At 42.4% G+C, this 22,721-nt stretch carries 19 protein-coding genes; 16 read left to right on the top strand and 3 right to left on the bottom strand.

Going from position 1 to position 22,721, the window contains the following annotated elements:
• Positions 1-328: 328 nt before the first annotated feature.
• From H8S37_RS06955 to H8S37_RS06885, 15 genes are all read left to right on the top strand, one after another.
• Positions 329-3,703 carry a PD-(D/E)XK nuclease family protein gene (locus H8S37_RS06955; RefSeq protein WP_186875270.1) on the top strand — a complete coding sequence of 1,125 codons (3,375 nt, stop codon included), beginning with the start codon at positions 329-331 and terminating at the stop codon, positions 3,701-3,703.
• Complete coding sequence (addA, locus tag H8S37_RS06950) at positions 3,663-7,304, top strand: helicase-exonuclease AddAB subunit AddA (protein WP_186875269.1); 3,642 nt, start codon at positions 3,663-3,665, stop codon at positions 7,302-7,304. Before H8S37_RS06955 ends, addA begins: the two co-directional genes overlap by 41 nt.
• On the top strand, positions 7,301-7,588 hold the full coding sequence (locus H8S37_RS06945) for a DUF1294 domain-containing protein (RefSeq protein WP_186875268.1): 288 nt from the start codon (positions 7,301-7,303) through the stop codon (positions 7,586-7,588). The genes addA and H8S37_RS06945 overlap by 4 nt, the downstream gene beginning before the upstream one ends.
• 62 nt (positions 7,589-7,650) lie before the next feature.
• Positions 7,651-7,968 (top strand): PadR family transcriptional regulator, encoded by a 318-nt coding sequence (locus H8S37_RS06940; RefSeq protein ID WP_186875267.1) that lies wholly within the window; start codon positions 7,651-7,653, stop codon positions 7,966-7,968.
• A gap of 1 nt (position 7,969) precedes the next feature.
• A complete protein-coding gene (locus H8S37_RS06935; protein ID WP_186875266.1) occupies positions 7,970-8,152 on the top strand; it encodes a PspC domain-containing protein in 183 nt (60 codons plus the stop codon).
• A 115-nt stretch (positions 8,153-8,267) separates the two neighbouring features.
• A complete protein-coding gene (locus H8S37_RS06930; RefSeq protein ID WP_186875265.1) occupies positions 8,268-8,459 on the top strand; it encodes a small, acid-soluble spore protein, alpha/beta type in 192 nt (63 codons plus the stop codon).
• Positions 8,460-8,648: 189 nt separating this feature from the next.
• A complete protein-coding gene (locus H8S37_RS06925) occupies positions 8,649-9,323 on the top strand; it encodes a WecB/TagA/CpsF family glycosyltransferase (RefSeq protein ID WP_186875792.1) in 675 nt (224 codons plus the stop codon).
• A 216-nt stretch (positions 9,324-9,539) separates the two neighbouring features.
• Entirely contained in the window at positions 9,540-10,631 is a 1,092-nt protein-coding gene (locus H8S37_RS06920; protein ID WP_186875264.1) for a PucR family transcriptional regulator, read from the top strand.
• A gap of 26 nt (positions 10,632-10,657) precedes the next feature.
• Positions 10,658-11,344 (top strand): cell division ATP-binding protein FtsE, encoded by a 687-nt coding sequence (gene ftsE / locus H8S37_RS06915; protein WP_186875263.1) that lies wholly within the window; start codon positions 10,658-10,660, stop codon positions 11,342-11,344.
• Complete coding sequence (gene ftsX / locus H8S37_RS06910; protein ID WP_186875262.1) at positions 11,334-12,284, top strand: permease-like cell division protein FtsX; 951 nt, start codon at positions 11,334-11,336, stop codon at positions 12,282-12,284. The genes ftsE and ftsX overlap by 11 nt, the downstream gene beginning before the upstream one ends.
• Before the next feature lie 9 nt (positions 12,285-12,293).
• Positions 12,294-13,412 carry a murein hydrolase activator EnvC family protein gene (locus H8S37_RS06905; protein ID WP_186875261.1) on the top strand — a complete coding sequence of 373 codons (1,119 nt, stop codon included), beginning with the start codon at positions 12,294-12,296 and terminating at the stop codon, positions 13,410-13,412.
• A 137-nt stretch (positions 13,413-13,549) separates the two neighbouring features.
• Positions 13,550-14,767 carry a S41 family peptidase gene (locus H8S37_RS06900; RefSeq protein ID WP_186875260.1) on the top strand — a complete coding sequence of 406 codons (1,218 nt, stop codon included), beginning with the start codon at positions 13,550-13,552 and terminating at the stop codon, positions 14,765-14,767.
• Between the two features lie 23 nt (positions 14,768-14,790).
• Positions 14,791-15,237 carry an N-acetyltransferase gene (locus H8S37_RS06895; RefSeq protein ID WP_186875259.1) on the top strand — a complete coding sequence of 149 codons (447 nt, stop codon included), beginning with the start codon at positions 14,791-14,793 and terminating at the stop codon, positions 15,235-15,237.
• Positions 15,238-15,387: 150 nt separating this feature from the next.
• Positions 15,388-16,245 carry a YitT family protein gene (locus H8S37_RS06890; RefSeq protein ID WP_330604872.1) on the top strand — a complete coding sequence of 286 codons (858 nt, stop codon included), beginning with the start codon at positions 15,388-15,390 and terminating at the stop codon, positions 16,243-16,245.
• 140 nt (positions 16,246-16,385) lie between these two features.
• Positions 16,386-17,252, top strand: coding sequence for a YitT family protein (locus tag H8S37_RS06885; protein ID WP_186875257.1), 867 nt, complete (start codon positions 16,386-16,388; stop codon positions 17,250-17,252).
• Here the strand turns inward: H8S37_RS06885 and H8S37_RS06880 are convergent.
• A complete protein-coding gene (locus tag H8S37_RS06880; RefSeq protein ID WP_186875256.1) occupies positions 17,233-17,730 on the bottom strand; it encodes a GNAT family N-acetyltransferase in 498 nt (165 codons plus the stop codon). The two genes, H8S37_RS06885 and H8S37_RS06880, sit on opposite strands and share 20 nt — an antisense overlap.
• Before the next feature lie 313 nt (positions 17,731-18,043).
• On the opposite strand from H8S37_RS06880, the gene htpG reads away from it, so the two are divergent.
• On the top strand, positions 18,044-20,092 hold the full coding sequence (gene htpG, locus H8S37_RS06875) for a molecular chaperone HtpG (protein WP_186875255.1): 2,049 nt from the start codon (positions 18,044-18,046) through the stop codon (positions 20,090-20,092).
• Positions 20,093-20,136: 44 nt separating this feature from the next.
• Here the strand turns inward: htpG and H8S37_RS06870 are convergent, their stop codons facing one another.
• Together H8S37_RS06870 and H8S37_RS06865 are read right to left on the bottom strand one after the other, a co-directional pair.
• Entirely contained in the window at positions 20,137-21,228 is a 1,092-nt protein-coding gene (locus H8S37_RS06870; protein ID WP_186875254.1) for a DUF362 domain-containing protein, read from the bottom strand.
• 23 nt (positions 21,229-21,251) lie between these two features.
• On the bottom strand, positions 21,252-22,631 hold the full coding sequence (locus tag H8S37_RS06865) for an MATE family efflux transporter (protein WP_186875253.1): 1,380 nt from the start codon (positions 22,629-22,631) through the stop codon (positions 21,252-21,254).
• Positions 22,632-22,721: the final 90 nt, after the last annotated feature.

Below are 22,721 nucleotides of genomic sequence, written 5' to 3'. Positions count from 1 at the left end.
CAATAAAAATGATAATTACTGCTTTTCTATTTCTTTTTTTAATAAACGGAATGTATTGTTTTATACATCGCCTCTATATTAACAGAAATGGAAAGGAGATGTCAATGGTTCTTTTTGGGCTTTGGCAGAGGGGAGGACAGAAAATAATATTCCGGGGTTTGTTTCTATGGTATAATATGAGCACTTGGCGAGGTATTCCACGAGCCTAGTGGACATGGTATAATAAGCTGGCAGAGAAAGCGTTCGTGTATACGCTGGCGTGTATGTCCTTGTAAAGAGAGAGGTTAAAAATTTCATTTTATGTACAAAAAATGTACAGGAGGTCTTTATGTCATTACAGTTTATTTTTGGAAATTCAGGTAGCGGGAAATCCTATTATCTATATAACTATATTGTAAAGGAGTCCATAAAGCACCCTGACAGGAATTACCTGGTGATTGTGCCGGAGCAGTTTACAATGCAGACGCAGAAAGATTTATGCCTCATACATCCGCGGGGCGGGATTATGAATATCGACGTTTTAAGCTTTGCGCGTCTTGCACATAGAATATTTGAAGAAACGGGAGCAGGCAGACAAAAAATACTGGATGATGAGGGGAAAAATCTGATCTTAAGAAAAATTGCCGGAAATTATGAGCAGGAGTTGAAGGTACTTAGAGGAAATTTAAAAAAACAGGGGTATATCAGTGAAGTGAAGTCTGTCATCTCAGAATTTACCCAGTACGGAATTGGCGTTGAAGCGTTAGATTCACTGCTGGAGACTCTGGATATGCATAGTTACTTATACTATAAGCTGCAAGATATACGTCAGGTATATGAAGGCTTTGAAAGCTATCTGGCAGATAAATATATAACGAAGGAAGAACTGCTTGACGTATTAAGTGGTGTGGCCAGAAAATCTAAGATTTTAAAAGATAGTGTCATAGCGCTGGACGGCTTTACCGGCTTTACTCCCGTACAGGACAGGCTTCTGGGAGAACTGCTTGGCGTTTGCAGGAAGCTTCTTATAACAGTAGAGATGGATCAAAGAGAAAATCCGTTTATTTACCGGCATCCATATCAGCTTTTTGCCTTGAGCAAACAGATGGTTGCTTCTCTGACAGAGATTGCGCGCAGAAACCAGACCGAAATAGAGGAACCGGTTACCCTGTATGAGAAGCCAATTTATCGATTTCGGCAAAATCCAGCGCTCGGGTTTTTGGAAGCTGAATTATTCCGTTATTCTAGAAGGCGGTTTGAGAAGGAGCAGGATGCAGTAAGTCTGCATGCAATCAGAAATCCGATGGAGGAAGCCAAGTTCGTGGCAGCCAGGATAAGAAGGCTTGTGCGGGAGAATGGATACCGTTACAAAGAAATGGCGGTAATATGCAGTGATATGGAGGTATATGCATCTCACTTAGAGAAGGCATTTCAAACGTATGAAATTCCATTTTTTATGGATCATAAGAAGAGTATCCTCCAGAATGCGTTTGTAGAATATATCAGAGGATTGCTTTCAATGGTGGAACAAAGTTTTACGTATGAGAGTGTATTCCGGTTTTTGCGGACAGGATTGACAGATTTTACGAAAGAAGAGACGGATAAACTGGAGAATTATGTGCTGGCGGTAGGAATAAAAGGGTGGAAAAAGTGGCAGGAGGTGTGGGCGCGGTGTACGGTTTTGATACAAAAGGAGGAGCTTTCCTCCTTGAATCATCTGCGCGTCCGGTTTGTAGAGCAGTTTGAAAATCTGACATTTGTTTTAAAACAGAGGAGCAAGACAGTAAGAGACATAACACAGGCAGTATATGAATTTCTTGTGCAGGAAAATATGCAGGAAAAGCTAAAAGAGCTGGAGCAGAATTTTCAGAAATCAGGAGAGCTGGCGCTGGCGAAAGAATATTCCCAGGTTTACCGGATTACACTGGAATTATTTGATAAATTTATAGAGCTGTTGGGGGATGAGAAAATCTCATTAAAGGAATATTGCGAGCTCTTGGATGCAGGGCTGGAAGAAGCAAAGGTAGGCGTTATTCCTCCAAGCCTGGATCAAGTTGTGATTGGAGATGTGGAACGGACAAGGCTTAAAAATATAAAAGTATTGTTTTTTACAGGGGTAAACGACACGCTGCTTCCGGGAAATCTCGGCGCGGGAGGACTTCTTTCAGAACGGGACAGAGAACGCCTTCAGAAAGAGAAAATTACTTTGTCTCCGGGAGCGAAGGAAAAAACATATATACAAAAATTTTATTTATATATGAATCTGACGAAACCAACCGAAAAACTGATTCTTTCTTACAGCAAAGCTTCAGCAGATGGAAAGTCTCTTCGTCCGGCATATCTGGTGCAGGATATACGAAAGCTCTTTCCGGCCCTTCAGATCATGGAGGAGGAAGAGGGGATTCTGAAAAAGGAACTGACAAAAAAGACAGGGCTTTCCTGCCTGGCAGAAGGATTACGGGAAAGAAAATCAGGGATAGACAGGGAGTGGAAGGAGCTGTATAGCTGGTACGTTCGGGAAGAGAAGGACGAGGTAGAAAATGTATTAAATGCTGCCTTTTACCGGCATGGAAAAGAAAAACTTACGGAAGAACAGGCGCGGCTTTTATACGGAGAGAAGCAAATACCCAGTGTAACCCGCTTAGAAAAGTTTGCAGCCTGTGCGTATGCACACTTTCTGTCCTATGGACTTAAGATCTCCGAGAGGGAGGAATACCGGTTTGAAGCTTTAGACTGGGGAAACATTGCACATCGTTCTATGGAACGTTTTTCGAGAAAAGCCCAGGAAAGAAACCAAAACTGGAAGGATATAGACGAAGAAACAAAAGGACGGCTGGTTGAAGAGAGTGTGGAGGAGAGTATTCTGGATTATGGAAATACGGTGCTTTACAGCTCTGCGCGGAATGAATATCTGATTACCCGTATCAAAAAGCTGATCCGGCGCTCTGTGTGGGCGCTTACAAAACAGATGGAGTGCGGGGATTTTGTTCCCAGTGGATATGAATTAAATTTCGGCAGCGGGAAAATTGACAGGATAGATACGTGCAAAGAGGATTCCAAGGTGTATGTAAAGGTGACAGATTATAAGACAGGGATGAAAAGCTTTGATATAACAGCATTTTGCCATGGGCTGCAGCTGCAGCTTCCCGTATACCTAAATGCGGCGTTAGATGTAGAGAAGAAGAAAAATCCAGGAAAAGAAGTAATTCCTGCTGGAATTTTTTATTACCGTATGCAGGATCCGATCGTGGAGAAGGAAGAAAATGAGGAAAAACTGGAAGAAAAGCTTTTGAAAGAGCTGAAGCTGGATGGGATTATCAATGCGGACGAGGAAGTTCTAGAGCACATGGAGCATGATTTAAAAGGAACCTCCCGCTATTTCCCTATTGGAAGAAACAAGGATGGAGGCTTAAGCAAAAATTCCAGAGTATTGTCTCCGGAGGAGTTTTCTCTATTTTTGGATTATGCAGAAGAGTTAAAGAGGCATATCTGTAAAACTATGCAAAGTGGAGAGACGACAGCCGCACCTTATGTACTGGGTACAGATACCGGATGTGATTACTGTGCGTATCATGGCATCTGTGGTTTTGATCCGCGTGTAGAAGGGTGTGAATACCGGAGGCTGGAAAAGTATTCCAAGGAAGACGCGCTGGAGCAGATGAAAAAAGCAGGAGGAAAGACAGATGAGCGTAACATGGACACAGGAACAGCAGAAAGTAATTGAGCTTAGAAATCGTAATATTCTCGTTTCTGCGGCAGCAGGCTCAGGAAAAACGGCTGTTTTAGTAGAACGTATTATAAAAATGCTGACTGCACAGGAAAACCCAATAGATGTGGACAGACTGCTGATTGTGACGTTTACAGAGGCAGCAGCCGCAGAGATGAAAGAGAGAATCCGTGAGGCAGTGGAAAAAGAATTAGAAGTACAGCCGGAAAATGTCCATTTGCAAAGACAGGCAACATTGATTCACAGCGCCCAGATAACAACGATTCACAGCTTCTGCCTGTCTGTTATACGAGAACATTTTCACGTGATAGATATGGATCCAGGCTTTCGAATCGCGGAGGAAGGAGAATTAAAGCTCTTAAAACAGGACATTTTAGAGGAACTGCTGGAAGAAGAATATGAAAAAGGAGAAAAAGATTTCCTCGCATTTACAGAAAAATACAGCAGCGGACGCAGCGACAGAAAGATTGAGGAGCTGATATTAAAGCTGTATGAATATGCATGCAGTTATCCGCAGCCTGAAAAATGGCTTCAAGAGTGTACAGAAGCCTATCATTTGGAGGCGGCCAAAGACGAAGCAGGAAATAAAGAAGGAGCAGAAGTATTTGAAAAGGCGAAAAAGCAGGTGAAAAAGTATCTTTTTGATATGAGAGAGACGCAAAAGCAGGCTTTGCTGCTCTGCCAGGAGGCGGACGGGCCATATATGTATGCTTCTATGCTGGAAAGCGATATAGAAGGGCTGGAAGAAGCTCTTAAGGCAGAGACTTTCGAGGCGGTCAGCGGTAAAATAAAAGGGCTTGCCTGGAAACGGCTTTCTCCTAAGAAGGATGATTCCGTATCAGAAGAGAAAAAAGAACAGGTAAAAAATATGCGGGAACGTGTGAAAAAGCAGGTGAACAAGCTAAAAGAAATGTTTTTCTATGATGCGGCAGAAGAACAGATGCTGGACATGCAAAAGACTTATGGCTCCGTACAGATATTAGTTGATTTGGTGTGCCGGTTTGCAAAAGCATTTGCGGAGGCTAAAAGGAGCAGAAATGTGATTGACTTTCACGATATGGAACAGTCTGCGCTCGCGATTCTGACGGAAGAAAAGGATGGTGCGCTGTGTCCTTCAGAAGCGGCGAAAGAATACCAGGAACAGTTTGCAGAAGTGATGATAGATGAGTATCAGGACAGCAATCTGCTTCAAGAGACGATACTGACCAGTGTATCCCGTATGGGACAGGGGAAGAACAATCTTTTTATGGTAGGGGATGTGAAACAGAGTATATACCGGTTCCGGCTTTCAAGACCGGAGCTGTTCATGGAAAAATATGATACATACAGTACAGAAGAAGGAGAAAAACAGAGGGTAGATCTGCACAAAAACTTTAGAAGTCGCGCCGAAGTGTTGGAAAGCGTAAATTTTCTGTTTGAACAGATTATGAGAAAGGAGTTAGGAGGCGTTGCCTACGATGAAAACGCAGCCTTGTATCCTGGAGCAGACTATAGTCCACAGACAGATGCGCAGGGAAATACCCTTTATCAGACAGAATTGCTTTTGTTTGATAAACAAGACGAACAGATACCGGGCGGCGATGAAAAGGAAAAGGAAGCCTATCTGATTGCCGGAAGGATAAAAGCACTGCTAAGAGAAGGAAGGGTATTGGATAAGAAAAGCGGAGAATACAGGCGGCCGCAGTACAGGGATATGGTCATTCTGACAAGAAGTATAAAAGGCTGGGCGAAGGAATTCGCGGATATTCTGGTAAAAGAGGGAATACCGGCATATTCGGCGAGCAGGGAAGGCTATTTTGAAACATATGAGGTAAGCGTGCTTTTGGATTATTTGAGGATTCTGGACAATTTTAGGCAGGATATTCCTCTTGCGGCGGTGCTTGCATCTCCATTTTGCAGGTTAAATGCCAGAGAGCTGGCAGAAATAAAAACAGCATTTCCAGAGCTTACATTCCATGAGGCGGTATCTGCCTGGATGGAGGAGAAAGAAAAGCGTAAAGGGACAGGGAAAGAGGACGGTACATTAAACGAGAAGCTGGAGAAATTTTTCGCAGATTATGAGAAATTCAGAGGAATGGTTCCATACACGCCAATCCATGAGCTGCTATGGAAAATAATGGAAGATACCGGATATGGAATTTTTATGGAGGCAGTACCCGGGGGCGGGCAGAGGAAGGCAAATCTGCATATGCTGGCAGAGAAGGCAGCAGCATTTGAGAAGACCAGCTATAAGGGGCTGTTTAATTTTGTACGTTATATCGAGCAGTTGAAAAAATACGATGTGGACTATGGAGAAGCGAGCATAGAGGATGAACAGGCAGATACAGTGAGGATTATGAGTATACACAAAAGTAAGGGACTGGAATTTCCCATTGTTTTTGTCGCCGGTATGGGTAAGAAATTTAATATGCAGGATATGTCAGGGGGGATTGTCATCCATCCGCAATGGGGAGTAGGAATGGATGCGGTAGACCTGGACAGAAGGACAAAGACTCCGTCTTTTCTTAAAAAAGTGATACAAAATGAAGTGCTGCTTGAAAATTTAGGAGAAGAGATGCGGGTTTTGTATGTTGCTATGACCAGGGCAAAGGAAAAGCTGATTCTGACCGGCAGCCTGTCTCATGCAGAGGAGACCTTAGAAGAGGAAAAACAAAGGGCAGAGTTGACAGACAGAAAGAAAGAACAGATACCTTTTCTGGAACTGGCGGAGGCGAAAAGCTATCTGGACTGGATACTGCCTGCCGTATTGATAAAAGAACAGAAAACTCCGATTCTGGTCAAACAGATCAAAGGGGAAGAATTGGCCTTAGAAGAGCAGACAGTAATACAGGCGGAAGAGCTGGCTTTTGATGTATTAAAGCATTGGGATGTGCAGAAAATATATGTGCCAGAATATAAGGAAGAGCTTGCAAGGCAGCTTTCCTTTGCCTATCCTTACGAAAAGGAAGGAAAACTGAAATTAAAATTTACAGTTTCAGAGCTGAAAAAAAGAAGCGCTCTGGAGGAAGAAGCCGGAGAAGTGCTGTATGAGGAGGCGGACACCATTCCGCTGGTTCCGCAGTTTTTAAAAGAGGAAGAAGAATTAAAGGGAGCTTCCAGGGGAAGTGCGTATCATAAATTTTTAGAACTACTGAATTTTGCGGCAGAATATGACAAAGCAAGCCTGGAGAGATATATAGAAGAACTAAAAATGGAAGGAAGACTTGAAAAAGATATGGCTGCGTGCATCCGGCCGGAGGATATTCTGGCTTTTTTGCAAAGCGGGAGTGGAAGAAGGATGTCCCGGGCGGCAAAAAAACATAAGTTATATAAAGAACAGCCTTTTGTTCTGGGGATAGAGGCGAAGGAGATATACCCTGAAGAAGATGCAGAGGAGACAATTCTCGTACAGGGAATTATCGATGTGTATTTTGAAGAGGAGGACGGACTGGTCGTACTTGACTATAAGACAGACAAAGTGCGTGCTGCGGGGGAGCTTAAGGGAAAATACCATGCACAGCTGGAGTATTATGCACAGGCTTTAGAACGGCTCCTTAGAAAACCGGTGAAGGAAAAAGTGATTTATTCCTTTACGCTCCAGGAGGAAATACGAGTATGAACGGCGTTATTTTTTATCTCGGGCTCGTAAATTTTTTTGCCTTTGTACTGTACGGGGCAGATAAGAAAAGGGCGGTGGAACATGCGTTTCGGATTCCAGAGAAGACGCTGCTTTTTATAGCTTGTATCGGAGGTGCTCTGGGCAGTCTTATAGGAATGTTTTTCTTCCGGCATAAAATACGTAAGCCAAAGTTTTTTCTTACCGTTCCTATTCTTTGTATCGTACAGGGAATATGCTTCGGGATGCATTTTATTGATGGCACATTCTTTTATAAATTACATTGACATATAATATTATACGATGCATAATATCTGTAAAGAAAGGCGTAAGGAAAAGGAGAGCCGTCATGGTTTTTAATACAGGAGCAGCGCTTCTGGATGCCGTTGTACTGGCGGTTGTATCCGGAGAGACAGAAGGAACATACGGATATAAAATTACACAGGATGTAAGGAATGTGATGGATGTATCAGAGTCCACCCTGTATCCGGTTTTACGGAGACTTTTAAAGGATGGATGTCTTACAAGCGAGGACAGGCAGTTTGACGGCAGAAACAGAAGATACTATAAGATAACAGACAAAGGCAGAGAAAAACTCGGAATCTATAAAGAGGAGTGGGGAATATATTCCAGTAAGATCAATGCGATATTTTTAGGAGGAATTTAATATGGGAACGAAAAAGTTATACCGTTCAAGAACAAATAAAATGCTCTGCGGCGTATGTGGCGGGATTGGCGAATATTTCAATGTAGATCCTACGCTGATAAGACTGCTGTTCGTGATTTTTGGATGTACTGGTTCGGGAGTGCTGGCGTATATTATTGCGGCCATTGTCATACCACAGGAATAAGAAAACAGAAAATGCAGGAAAGGTGCAGAGAGAAAGCCCGTTCAAAATGTAATATTTTGAATGGGCTGTTATTTTTGTGGCAATACTTCAGCAAAAAGAAGAAAGAAGGATTGCCATGGCAAAGAAAAAGGAAAAACCGATAGATTTGAAAAACCTGGAACCAGAAGAGAAGATAAAATATGAGATTGCAGAAGAATTAGGACTGCTGGATAAAGTGCTGGCAAATGGCTGGCGTTCCTTGACATCCAAAGAGACTGGAAGAATCGGAGGGCTTGTGACAAAGAAAAAAAGAGAAGTAAAATCTTAGAACATAGTCTGTCTTTAGAGAAATTCACGGTTTTTCTGCTGATAAATATTTTTCGTTACGGCGAAAACCGTGGATTTTTTGCATTTGCGCAGATTGCAGAGTAAAAAACCAAAAAAGCGGGAGTCTTTACAAAAGTATACATATCTGCTAAAATATTACGACTGGGGAGAAAGTTCATGGGTGATAAGAATGAAAGAGACAATCAATATATTTGATGTGAATATGCACAGCTTCACTGCAAAAGAAGCGATGAAGCGGGTCATAGAATATCTGGGGACGGAATCCCTTCATACAATAGAAATTGTGACAATGGACATGCTCTTAAAGGAGCAGGACAACGTACAGTGGAAAGAGAAAATTGGAAAAATGGATCTGGCACTTCCCGGGGAACAGGAAATTCTTGTGGCTGCAGAGGTACAAGATCGGAGTTTGATACGGGAGGCAGATGACAAGGTATTTCTGAAATTGTTTTTAAAATACCTTCAGAAGAATAGAAGAAGAATTTTTCTTTTAGCGGACAGTGAAGAAGTATTGGAGTCCTTGAAAGAAGAGATACGGCATTACCACAGAGGGATTGTGATTACGGGCGGTGCTGCTTTGCCGGAAGACGCAGGGCAGGAAGAAAAAGTAATCAATGAAATCAACGGGACAGAGACAGACTGTCTGGTTTCCGTACTCTCCTCCCCCTGGCAGGAACAATTTATAGCCGGACAGAAAGCATTGCTGAATGTGAAATTATGGATGGGGTGCGGCACCCTGCTTATGCAGAATTATACGGATAAAAAAATGCGTGGAAGGCTGAAAGAATTTTTTTTGAAGAAATTATTCCGTTACAGAGTGGAAAGACAGAAGAAGGAAAACTAGTTTTTAAGCAGGCTTTTGTTAAACTTGTATATATGTAAAAATGTGAATTTTTTGTAAAAATTATTGGGAAATGCCTAAAAATAATAGATTTACTCTTTCTTTTTTTGCTGTTTTGCCTTAATATAGTATTTGTATATGTATGCATGTGTTTTTTGCGGGATAGGGATTTTGTGAAAAATGCACATGGAATTAGGTGGACGAGTGGAGGAAAAAAGTATGATTTCGAATCAGATACTTCAAAGCACAATTGAAGGATTAAAGGGTATTTCCAGAATTGATTTCTGTGTATTGGACACAGAGGGGAAAATACTTGCCGCTACATTTGAAGAAGGGCCTAAATTTGAAAATGCGGTACTGTCATTTGTGGAATCTCCTGCGGACAGTCAGGTTATCCAGGGGTGCCAGTTTTTCAAAATTTTTGATGAACAGCAGTTAGAATATGTACTCCTGGCGGACGGAGAGAGTGAAGATGTTTACATGGTGGGAAAGATTGCGGCATTCCAGATACAAAGCCTTTTGGTAGCGTATAAGGAAAGATTCGATAAGGATAATTTTATCAAAAATCTTTTGCTGGATAACCTTCTTCTGGTCGATATTTATAACCGGGCAAAAAAATTACATATTGACACAGAAGTAAAACGTGTTATCTTTATTATTGAGACATCACATGAAAAAGACAGCGCAGCGCTTGACAATGTCAGAAATCTTTTGGGCGGGAAGTCAAAAGACTTTATCACAGCAGTAGATGAAAAAAATATCATCGTCGTGAAAGAGCTTTCGGAGAAGGATGGCAGCAGGGAACTGGATAAAATGGCGCGGGATATGCTGGAGACGCTCAAAGCAGAGGGAGGCGATGAGCGGATTCACATAGCATACGGAACGGTAGTAAACGATATTAAAGAGGTTTCTAAATCCTATAAAGAAGCGAAGCTTGCGTTGGATGTAGGGAAGATATTCTTTGATGAAAAAGATATTGTGGCCTACAGTACGCTGGGGATTGGGCGCTTGATATATCAACTTCCGATTCCACTGTGTAAGATGTTTATAAAAGAGATTTTCGAGGGGAAATCTCCGGACGATTTTGATGAGGAGACATTGACGACTATCAACAAGTTTTTTGAAAATAGTCTGAATGTATCAGAAACGTCCAGACAGCTTTATATTCACAGAAATACTCTTGTATACCGTTTAGATAAGCTGCAGAAGAGTACAGGACTTGACCTTCGCATTTTTGAAGATGCGATTACATTTAAGATTGCTCTTATGGTAGTAAAATACATGAAGTATATGGAGTCATTGGAGTACTAAGGAGTATGAATAATTAGGAGGAGCATATGATTGAATTAAGAAATGTAACGAAGGAATACTCTAAGGGGAATGCTGCCCTGAACGGAGTATCCGTGAAGATCGAACAGGGAGAGTTCGTATTTATCGTTGGGGACAGCGGATCTGGAAAATCCACGCTGATTCGGCTGATTATGAAGGAGTTGAACCCGACAGACGGCACAATCATTGTAAACGGACAGAACCTGAATCGAATGAAGCATCGTCACATTGCTAAGTACAGAAGAGGCCTGGGGGTTGTCTTTCAGGATTTCCGACTTCTGAAAGACAGAAATATTTATGAAAATATTGCTTTTGCACTGCGTGTTACGGAGACACCAACAAGGATTATCAAGAGAAAGGTACCGGCGGCGTTATCTCTTGTGGGACTTGCACAGAAGTACAAGTCATTTCCAAAAGAACTGTCAGGGGGAGAACAGCAGCGTGTCGCGATAGCAAGGGCAATTGTAAATGAACCTGCAATTTTGTTGGCAGACGAGCCGACTGGAAACCTGGATCCGACAAACTCATGGGAGATTATGAGTCTTTTGAAGGAGGCAAATGAGCGTGGAACGACAGTCCTTGTCGTGACACATAACCAGGAGATCGTAAACGAGATGAACGAACGTGTTATTACGATGAAACAGGGCGTAATCGTTAGTGATGAACAAAAAGGTGGGTATACAGATGAGAATTAGTACATTAGGATACGTTGGAAAACAAGGGGTTAAGAATATCTGGAGAAACAAGATGTTTTCGCTCGCATCTGTTGCGACGATGTCAGCTTGTATTTTCTTGTTTGGGTTGTTCTTTTCAATCATCCTGAATTTTCAGTATATTATAAGAACAGCAGAGGAAGGAGTTGCCATCACTGTGTTCTTTGATGAGGATGCGACCCAGGCACAGATTGACAAAATAGGAGAAGAACTGCGCGGCAGAGATGACGTGTCAGAAGTAATCTATGTTTCAGCGGATGAAGCATGGGAAAGCTATAAACAAGAATATTTTAAAGGCAAACCAGAATTAGCGGAAGGATTTAAGGATGACAATCCGCTTGCTGATTCTGATAACTATGAAGTATATATGAAGACGTCGGAGGACGCAGGAGATCTGACGGCAAGAAGCAAGTCACTTGCCTCCACACAGCAGGAGCTTGTAAAATTTGCGCAGAGCCTGGACGGCGTCAGGGATGTAAACAAATCCGATGTGGTGGCAAATACACTGACCAGTGTAAATAAGCTGGTAGGATATGTATCTATAGCGATTATCGCGATTTTGTTTGGTGTGTCTATCTTCCTGATAAGCAACACAGTTACGATGGGAATCACAGTCCGTAAAGAAGAAATCGCAATTATGAAATATATCGGAGCGAAAGATTTTGTGGTCCGGTCGCCGTTCGTAATCGAAGGATTGATTATGGGACTCTTTGGAGCAATTATTCCATTGGCGCTTCTTTATATGCTGTATGAAAAGGCTGTACTGTACATTATGGAGAAGTTCAGGATTCTGCAAAATATCATTAGTTTTCTTCCGGTATCAGATGTGTATAAATATCTGCTGCCGATAGGAATTGTTCTTGGTATTGGAATTGGATTTATAGGAAGTTTCTTCACAGTGCGCAAGCATCTGAAAGTATAGGAGGCAGCTATGGGACGAAAGAGGAGTATAATAAGCGGGGTACTTGTTTTTGTAATGAGCGTCGGGATGGTAATGAATGTAAATGCAACTACAATAGAGGACGCACAGAAAAAAGCAGAAGAATTAGAAGGACAGAAAAGCGCGGCGGAGGCAGAGAAAAATTCTCTTACCACGCAGTTGAATGACATTGTCGAGGATATGAATGAGACGCAATCGAAGATGACGAAGAAGCAGAGTGAAATAGAAGAGGCGGAAAATGATCTGATTGCGGCAAAGGTAGACGAAAACCAGCAGTACCAGAGCATGAAAAAGCGGATTCAGTTCATGTATGAAAACGGCGATACAAAGATTCTTGAAGTAATGATGGAGAGCCAGACTCTGGGAGAATTTTTAAATAAAGCGGAGTATGCGTCTAAGATGTCTGATTATGACAGAGAGAAGTTAGAAGATTTTCAGGATATTGTAGCAGAAGTAGAAGAAAAAGAACAGACGCTTCAGACAGAATATGACGAATTAAGCGATCTTCAGACAGAGCTGACGGCGAAGCAGACAGAGGTAGAAGGATTACTCGACAGTAATGAGGTTCTTCTGGCAGATTTAGACGCGCAGATTGGAGATAATGCGGAAACACTGGAAAAACTGCTCGCGGATGCGGAAGAAGCAAAAAGGATCCAGCAGGAGCAGGCGGCTTCACAGTCACAGGGCGGAGGCTCATGGACACAGCCGGGTGAGAATGTAGTGAGTGGAAATGGATATTTTACACATCCATGCCCGGGGTATACGTATCAGTCCAGCTATTTTGGAGAGATTCGTGAATTTGAGGTCGGCGGACATAAAGGACATGACTATGCGGCACCGGAAGGGACACCTACATATGCGGCAGCAGCAGGAACAGTCATAATCGCAGGATATAGTTCAAGTGCGGGCAACTGGGTGGTAATCGACCATGGAAATGGTCTGACGACAAAATATATGCACCACAGCTCTTTATGCGTTGCACAGGGGCAGTATGTGGAAAAAGGACAGCAGATTGGCTGCGTGGGGACAACAGGGCAGTCAACAGGGCCGCATCTTCATTTCCAGGTAGAAGAAAATGGAGTGGCAGTGAATCCAGATAAATATATGTAAATTACAGAAGGAAAGATATGAGGGAAGGACAAAGCAGAGAAAATACTCTGCTTTGTCCTTTATATACTGACAGAAGCTTGGGACAGCATTGCCTGTATTAGTGAAAAGGAAATATAGTAAGAAAGCAGGATGAAAAGATGAAAGAGGATAGAAGATTTTTAAAAGGAATGTTCGCCGGAGCAGCAGCAGCTCTGCTTGTGATTGGATGTATCTGGGGTGCGTGGAAGATAATTCCAGGCATGCTGCCGGAGAAGGGAGATGCACAAGGCTCTCTTACAGATGATAGTAAAGAGATTGAGCAGAAGCTGGAACAATTGGGAAAATGGATCGATGCCTATTATCTTTACAGTGATGAGATAGACGGCGATGCTTTGGTAGATGGGATTTATTCAGGGTATGCACAGGCCCTGGGAGATCCATATACGGAATATTATAATGAACAGGAGACAAAAGAGCTTTTGGAAACGACATCCGGTAAATTTTTCGGCGTGGGCGCCACGCTTACGCAAAACATGACAAGCAAAGAGATTGTGATTGTGAGTGTGTACGAAGACTCACCTGCTGCGAACGCAGGGCTTCGGGCAGATGATGTTTTATATCGGGTGGATGATCATGTGATAGCAGATGAGAGCCTTACAGAGGTTGTTTCATGGATCAAAGGAGAAAAAGGTACAACGGTCGATTTATATGTAAAAAGAGATGGAGAAGAGGTAAAGCTGACTGCTGTGCGGGATGAGATAGAGGCGCAGACTGTCGAATATGAGATGAAAGACGGCCAGATAGGCTATATCGCAGTAAGCGAATTTGATGAAGTGACCTATGAGCAGTTCAAGACAGCACTTGAAGGGCTTGAATCGCAGGGAATGCAGGGACTAGTGATTGATTTGCGCAGTAATCCAGGAGGAAATCTGGACACAGTGACCGAAATGCTGAAGCTGATTCTGCCGGAGGGCACGATTGTGTCTACCAAAGATAAATACGGAAATGAAGAGAAAATTACTTGTGACGGGAAGCATACATTCACAAAGCCGTTAGCAGTGCTTGTGAACCAGTACAGTGCGAGTGCGTCTGAAATATTTACAGGTGCAGTGCAGGACTATGGCATTGGAACCATTGTAGGAACAACAACGTATGGAAAAGGTGTAGTGCAGCAGTTAATCGACCTGGAGGACGGAACCTATTTGAAACTGACGATAGCGGAATATTATACACCGAGTGGAAGAAGTATTAATGGAACTGGAATTACACCAGATATTGAGGTGGAATACGAGGTGAATGCAGAGAATCCAGAGGCAGACAATCAGCTTGAAAAAGCGCTGGAAACAGTGCGGACAGAATTAAGTGGAGAAGAATAAAGCCAAGGAGAGCTGCAAGAGAGATGGTAAGGAAATACTGGCAAAAGGATACAGAATCTATTTTACAGATATGGCTTGATGGGAATATAGAAGCGCATCCGTTTATCTCGCAGGACTATTGGCGCGCAAACTATGAAAAGACCCGAGAAGGGCTGAAAGAAGCGGAGATTTTTGTGTATGAAATAGACGGGGAGATATGTGGCTTTGCAGGCATGATTGGAGAGTATCTGGCGGGAATTTTTGTGAGGCATGATTTCCGGCGTAAGGGAATTGGAATGAAGCTTTTATCTCATATCAAAAAGTCTTATCCGGCGATTACATTGCATGTTTATAAGAAGAATGAAGCAGCAGCCCGATTCTATTTAAGAGAAATGTTTGAGCTTGTCTCTGAGCAAACGGATAGAAATACAGGGGAGACAGAATATAAGATGAGCTGGAAAAGATGTCAGTGCAATAATAAAGATATTTAAAAATGACATTAAAAAGCCTGCGCCATATATTAAAAGTCTGTTAAGAGTATTGCAAAAGAGGCATGAATTGGAGTATAACGGAAAAATCGAGAGCACATATGCTTTATGCAGGCAGGAAACTCAAAACGGAAGGGAAGGGTACAAAATGGGGTGAAGACAGAAAAAGCAAAACAGTTTGCGACAGATATATTTTTTGACATTGCCGGCAGCATTTTATATTCGCTGGGAATCTATACGTTTGCCAAGACGGCAAATTTCGCGCCGGGAGGAGTATCAGGTCTTGCATTGATTATCAACCATTTGTGGGCGCTGCCGATTGGTATAACAACGCTGGTAATTAATATTCCGCTGGTTATTTTAAGCTGGCGTATTGTTGGAAAACGATTTTTAATCAAGACGGCGCGCAGCATGATTTTCTGTACAATTTTTCTAGATGTTGTCTTTCCGCATACACCGTCCTATACAGGCTCACCTCTGATGGCAGCGCTGTATTCAGGTGTCTGCCTGGGAGCAGGAATGGCGCTGTTTTACATGCGGGGATCTTCTTCCGGCGGAACGGATTTTCTTACGATGTCTATCAAAGCACTGAAGCCGCATTTTTCTTTAGGGACAGTGACAATGGCAATTGATTTGATTATTATTCTGCTTGGGTGGCCGGTGTTTGGAAATATTGATTCTGTTCTGTATGGTTTGGCGGCGACCTTTGTGACATCGGTAGTGATTGATAAGATTCTTTACGGCATGGGCTCTGGCACCTTGCTGATTATTATTACAGATCATGGGCAGGCGGTTGCAGAGAAAATAGGCGAAAGTATCGGCAGAGGATCTACAGCTATTCAGGCGCGTGGTACATATACAGAGGCACAAAAAGAAGTATTGCTGTGTGCATGCTCTACTTCCCAGGCATATACGGTGAGAAATACCGCCCATGAGGCAGATCCAGACGCATTTGTGATGGTGACAGAGACGAGTGAGGTTTTTGGAGAGGGGTTTATCGAGCGTAAATAGCCCCTTGTACACCTATACTAAGAAGCTTTTTGGATAAAAAATAAGTCTGTTCTTCTGAGGGAATAAATTTTCCAGATTTTACACATACTGATTTCACGACAGCTCAAGTTTCTGGTGGGAAAGGTAGGAGAACAGGGAAGATGACAGGAAAGAAAAGGGACACAAAGAAGATCTGTCTGGATGTATTGTATGATATTGCAGGAGGAACCCTGTATGCCGCGGGAATTTATACATTTGCAAAAAATGCAGAATTTGCGCCGGGAGGAGTGTCCGGATTTGCTCTGATTTTGAACCATTTATCAGGGCTTCCCGTCGGAACAACAACGCTTCTTTTAAATATTCCGTTGATTGCAGTCAGTTATAAACTGGTCGGCAAACGGTTTCTTATGAAATCTGCTGTATCCATGCTGGTTTCGAATATTATTCTGGATGGAATTTTCCCCTTTACTCCTGCTTATACAGGCTCCCCGTTTTTGGCAGCATTGTATGCGGGCGTCTTTCTGGGAACGGGAATGACGCTGTTTTATATGCGGGGCTCTTCTTCAGGGGGGATCGATTTTCTGGCGTTGTCAATTAAGAAAAAGAAACCACACCTTTCTATCGGTACCTTGATTATGCTGATAGACCTGGTAATTATCTTGCTTGGCTGGCCGGTATTTGGAAATGTAGATGCCGTATTGTACGGGGTGGCTTCTACTTTTGTGTGCACAGTCGTAATTGACAAAGTGCTGTATGGTACAGGGGCAGGGTCACTTGCGATTATCATAACTGGCAAAGGCAAAGAGACAGCAGAGAGAATTGGAGAGATAAACAGAAGAGGAACTACGGCGATTCAGGCACTTGGAACCTACACAAATACAAGAAAAGATGTTCTTTTGTGTGCGTGTTCCAAGTCTCAGGCTTACGCCGTTAAAAACGTAGTACATGAAGTAGATCCGTGTGCTTTTTTAATGTTTACGGAGACAAGCGAAGTGTATGGAGAGGGATTCAGAGAGAATACTCCATAATATAATCATCCATGATATACCCGCCGCCGATGTCTGCCTCTTGTTCATCGATTGTCTGGAAGCCTAGATGACGGTAAACTGCGAGGCTTCCATCGTTATGCTTGTTGCAGGTAAGCCAGATGGCACAGAGCCCTCTTTCACGGCAGATATTTTTTAAAAACTGAAAGGTCTGCGTGGCGAGATGCTTTCCGCGGACTTCTTTTTTCAGATAGAGCTTGCTTAAAAAGAGGCGGCTTTCTTCCGGGTGAATACCGCAATATCCGCAGAACTCACCGTCAAAATATATCTGATAATACTCATATCCATTTTTTAGCTGCTCTGTCAATGCAGAGTAAGACTGAAACTTATCTACCATATAATTGACCTGCCCTTCCCCGATAATAGGAGTGAAATGTTCATGCCAGATTATTTTGGCAAGCCTGGCGATCTCTTTTATCTGTGTATCATTCTTTACTTTTTTCATCATAAAGTTTTCCATGAGAAATCTCCTTCTTAAAAAATGTATTTCGCACATTTTCGCGCCAAAGTACGGCTGTGTCAGCAGCTTATTTTCTATTTTTGCGCAGTGTGCATCACGTATTTTACGCCTCCAGCAGGCGGGCTTCGCCTGACAAGGTACAATTTATTATAACATGTTAAAAATAAAGTTTATAGATATTTAATAAATTTTACGGTTTTATTAGCACTCTGGTTGAAAGAGTGCTAATTTTGTATTGACATTTAAAATTGACTGTATTAGAATATTTTTTAGACATGATTGAAAGTATTTTATGGAAAGAGGAGTGTTATATATGGCGACAAAAAAGGGTAATTTATCGATTGACAGTGAGAATATATTTCCAATTATCAAAAAATGGGTATATTCGGATCACGACATTTTTTTCCGCGAGCTGGTGTCCAATGGCTGCGACGCGATTACCAAATTAAAAAAGCTGGACATGATGGGCGAATACGAACTGCCGGAAGATTATAAGGCAAAGATTGAGGTGATTGTTAATCCGGAAGAAAAGACATTGAAATTTATTGACAATGGTCTTGGAATGACAGCAGACGAGGTAGAAGAATATATTACGCAGATCGCGTTTTCAGGCGCAACACAGTTTTTGGAAAAATATAAGGACAAAACGACAGAGGATGAAATGATCGGGCATTTCGGACTAGGCTTTTATTCTGCATTTATGGTCGCAGATGAAGTGCAGATCGATACGCTGTCCTATCAAAAGGATGCTGTGCCGGTGCACTGGGCCAGCCAGGGAGGTACGGAATATGAGATGCAGGATGGCAATAAGACGACGGTTGGAACAGAGATTACCTTGTTCTTAAACGAGGATAGCCTGGAATTTGCAAATGAATACAGGGCAAGGGAAGTACTCGAAAAATATTGTTCCTTTATGCCGGTGGAGATCTTTTTGTCCAAGGCGAATGCAGAGCCTCAGTATGACACCATTGATGAAGAAGACGTACTTGAGTCAGATACTGTGGTAGAACACATTACGGAAGAACCAAAAGAAGGAGAAGAAGGCGAGCCGAAGAAGAAGGCGAAAATTGTAAGGCGTCCGGTGTCTATCAGTGATATACATCCTCTCTGGGGAAAGAATCCGAGTGAATGTACGAAAGAAGAATATATAGAATTTTATCGGAAAGTGTTTATGGATTACAAAGAACCGCTGTTCTGGATCCATCTGAACATGGATTATCCGTTTAATTTGAAAGGAATTCTGTATTTCCCGAAAATCAATATGGAGTATGAATCCATTGAGGGAACAATCAAGCTGTATAATAACCAGGTATTTATCGCAGACAACATCAAAGAAGTGATTCCAGAATTTTTGATGGTGTTAAAAGGCGTGATTGACTGTCCGGATCTTCCGCTGAATGTATCTAGAAGTGCTCTGCAAAACGACGGTTTTGTAAATAAAGTGGCTGATTATATTTCTAAAAAAGTAGCAGACAAATTAACCGGAATGTTTAAGACAGACAGAGAAAATTATGAGAAATACTGGGATGACATCAGTCCGTTTATCAAATTTGGATGTCTGAAGGATGAAAAATTCGGTGAAAAGATGAAAGATTCTATGATTTATAAGAATCTGGAGCACAAATATTTAACACTGGAAGATATCATCAAAGAAAACGGCGGTTCTGTAGAAGAACCAGAGGAAGAAAAAGAAGTACAGGACAATGCAGAGCAGGCAGAGGGTGCAGATGCAGCAGAGCAGGAAGAAGAGAAAAAGACGAATATTTACTATGTGACAGATGAAGTGCAGCAGAGTCAGTATATCAATATGTTTAAAGCACAGGGACAAGACGCTGTGATTCTGACACACAATATTGATTCTGCCTTTGTAAGCTATCTGGAACAGAAACATACGGATGTGCGTTTCCTGCGGATTGACGCTGATGTGCATGCCTCTATGAAGGATGAAGTGTCTGAGGAGGAAAAAGAGCAGTTCCAGAAGACAACGGACAGCTTAGTTGAGATTTTTAGAAAAGAATTGAACAATGACAAGCTGGACGTAAAGGTAGAAAAATTAAAGGATGATAATGTCGCTTCTATGGCAGTTCTTTCAGAAGAGAACAGAAGAATGGAAGAAATGATGAAAATGTATGGAATGAGCGGCATGGATATGAGTGCATTTGGAAGCAAGGCAACACTGATTTTAAATGCGAATCATCCACTTGTAAAGTTTTTGGTAGAACATAAGCGCAGCAAGAATGTTTCGATTATATGCAGGCAACTTTATGATTTAGCAATGCTTGCACATAAGCCTTTAAATCCGGAAGAAATGACAGCATTTGTACAGAGAAGCAATGAAATTATGCTGCTGCTGACAAAATAGAATCTAGTATCCGCCATATCAGTAATGGTATGGCGGATATTCATTTATCTCCAGTTTTTCAACAGGAATTTATATATGTCAGCAGCACTGGGAGGACACCCTTTCAAGCTTTTATGGAAGCAGGCGGTGCACTGTCCGATGCCGATTTTCCCATCTTTGCCGCGGAAGCCCTGTCCAATACCAAGTTTGGGAAGAGCAGCGTGCAGGAATCCTTTTTCGTTTAATCTGTCCAGAGCATAGATAAGTGAACCATAGCATGCACTGCATGCATCAGAGGAAGAGATGTATTTCGCTAATTTTTGCACCCGCCTTGTCTGAGGCAGTTGTTGTTCTGCTTCTGGATGATTTAAATAGATACAGTTAGCATGAGAAAGGTCGGTACTGCCAATTTTCAAATTTTCTGCCAGAGTGATATAGGGGACATCTTCGGGGGCATATCCCATTGTTTTACATACGAAGGCATCACAGAGAACCGGATCTCGGAAACCGAGAATACGATTCATCTCTACGGGATTTCCGCCTTCTTCAAAATCTAAATCCCCACATATATTATCAACCAATATAAAGTCATTTCGGACAATTGTATTTAAGTGTGCGATCGGCCTGTGCAGTCCCAAAGTATGAAAGCGGCGCTTTTCACTGTTTGGGATGACCCCCTTTTGATTTTTTAAAGCACAGGTGACGGCGGTCTGGCAATGTCCTTTGAGTACAGGAATATTGATCATAAAATCGGCAGCAGCGGCTTTATCACAAAGCCGGATTTTCATTCCACAGGCATCATATTCATGCCAGGTGTCTTTCTGTAAATCAGCAAACGGAATGTTATATTTTTTTAAAATGCGGTCATAGCCCGTGGCACGAAGAGCATCGCTGGTCTTTGCTCCTACCCAGGAGCCTTCCATAACCGTAATATTGCAGAAATGATGTTCCAGAAGATATTCCAACGTTCCTTCTATTAGCTCTCCGTGGGTGGTAGCGCCTTCAGAAGGAGAAGAAGGGGCGACGAGATTTGGCTTTAAGGCAATGCGTTTGTGCGAATCGTTGATTAGCCCTGCCAAATCTGCTTTTTCCAATAGGTGTTTGGTCATTTCTTTGTAATTAGTACCATGTATTAAGAGAATATCATTTCTATTCATAACGGCTCCTTTTTAAAATTTTTTTATACAGTATTTTTAGCAGAGGGAAGAGGAGATTCCTCTTTTAAATGTTTTTTCATATGAAGTAAAAACCAGCCAAATAGAATTACCCCTTTTAATATACTGGAGATGGTGATTGCCCACCAGATCCCGTTTAAGCCCAACGGAGTGAGTATGAGAAGGAGGGCAAGTGGAATCCGCGCAGCAGTCAGTATAATTCCTTCTACAGCAGGGGGAATTGTACGCCCTAATCCATTGAAAGCTCCGGCTGTTGTGATCTCCATGCACATGAAGAGCTGAGATACAGCGAGAATTTTCAGATAATCTACTCCCATAGGAAGAAGCTCTTTCTCTGTGATGAAGATACGAAAGACAGGCTCTGGAAAGACAAACAAGACAAAGGTTGTAAAAGCACCCCAAAGCAGCACTACAGTCATGGCACACCGATAGCCCAAGCGCACCCGATTTGTATTTTTAGCGCCGTAGTTTTGTGCGACAAAAGAATTGACCGCAGCAGCAAAACCATCCGATGTCATCCAGGAAATGGATTCAATCTGGGAACCAACCTTTTGTACTGCAATAGCGGCATCTCCAAAACCAGAAATGATGCGTGCAATTACCATAGAGATACCGGAAAAGATCATACTTTGTACTGCTGTCGGAAGACCGATTCTTATGAGCTCACTTATGATTGGAAAATCCGGCGCTTTAAAAATCTGTACATGTCGAAAAAGAAACGTGTCTTTTATGCAGAAGAGCAGAAACATCAAGGTAACAACAGCCTGCGCAAGTACGGTGGCAACGGCGGCGCCGGCAACGCCCATTTCTGGAAACGGGCCGATTCCAAAGATAAGAACCGGATCTAGAATAATATTCATTACCAGCCCAACAGCGGTTGCCAAAAAGGAACTGCGGCTGTTTCCCATAGCAGTAAAAATTCCGGTAAAGGCCTGGTTCAAAAAGGAAAATAAAACCAGCCCACAGGTAATGGCAAGATAGATTCTGGCATCTGCTATTACAGAAGGACTGTTGAGGCGGAAAAATCCGATCAGAGGTTTTTGCAGCAGAAGAGATAAAACTCCATATAAAATTCCAAGAAAAGAAGTCAGCTGAAGTGCATTTTTGGCATAGCGGGCGGCGAGTGCGATATTGCTTTCGCCGATGGAGTGCCCTACTTTTACCTGTCCGCCTATACGGGAGAGTGTGGCGATACCGTTGGCAAACCACATATACATTCCGGCGGCTCCTACAGCAGCGACGGCATTGCTGCTGATTCGTCCTATCCAAATCATATCTGTCATATTATAAGCCATCTGGACGAGTGAAGTCGCCATGATGGGAAAAGCAAGCTTTGTGAGAGAAGGGAGAATATTTCCCTCCAGAAGATTGATATTCTTGTTCATATAGGTATTCCTTTCCAGCTTTTTCTGACAGAGAAGCTATAAATAAAATAACATAATTTACATAAACTGTATAGGTGCAAGGAGACCATC

The organism is Mediterraneibacter hominis (genome assembly GCF_014287475.1).
GTDB lineage: Bacteria > Bacillota > Clostridia > Lachnospirales > Lachnospiraceae > Mediterraneibacter > Mediterraneibacter hominis.
Note: the sequence above shows the minus strand (reverse complement) of the source record. Positions and strands in the feature narration are given on the sequence as shown.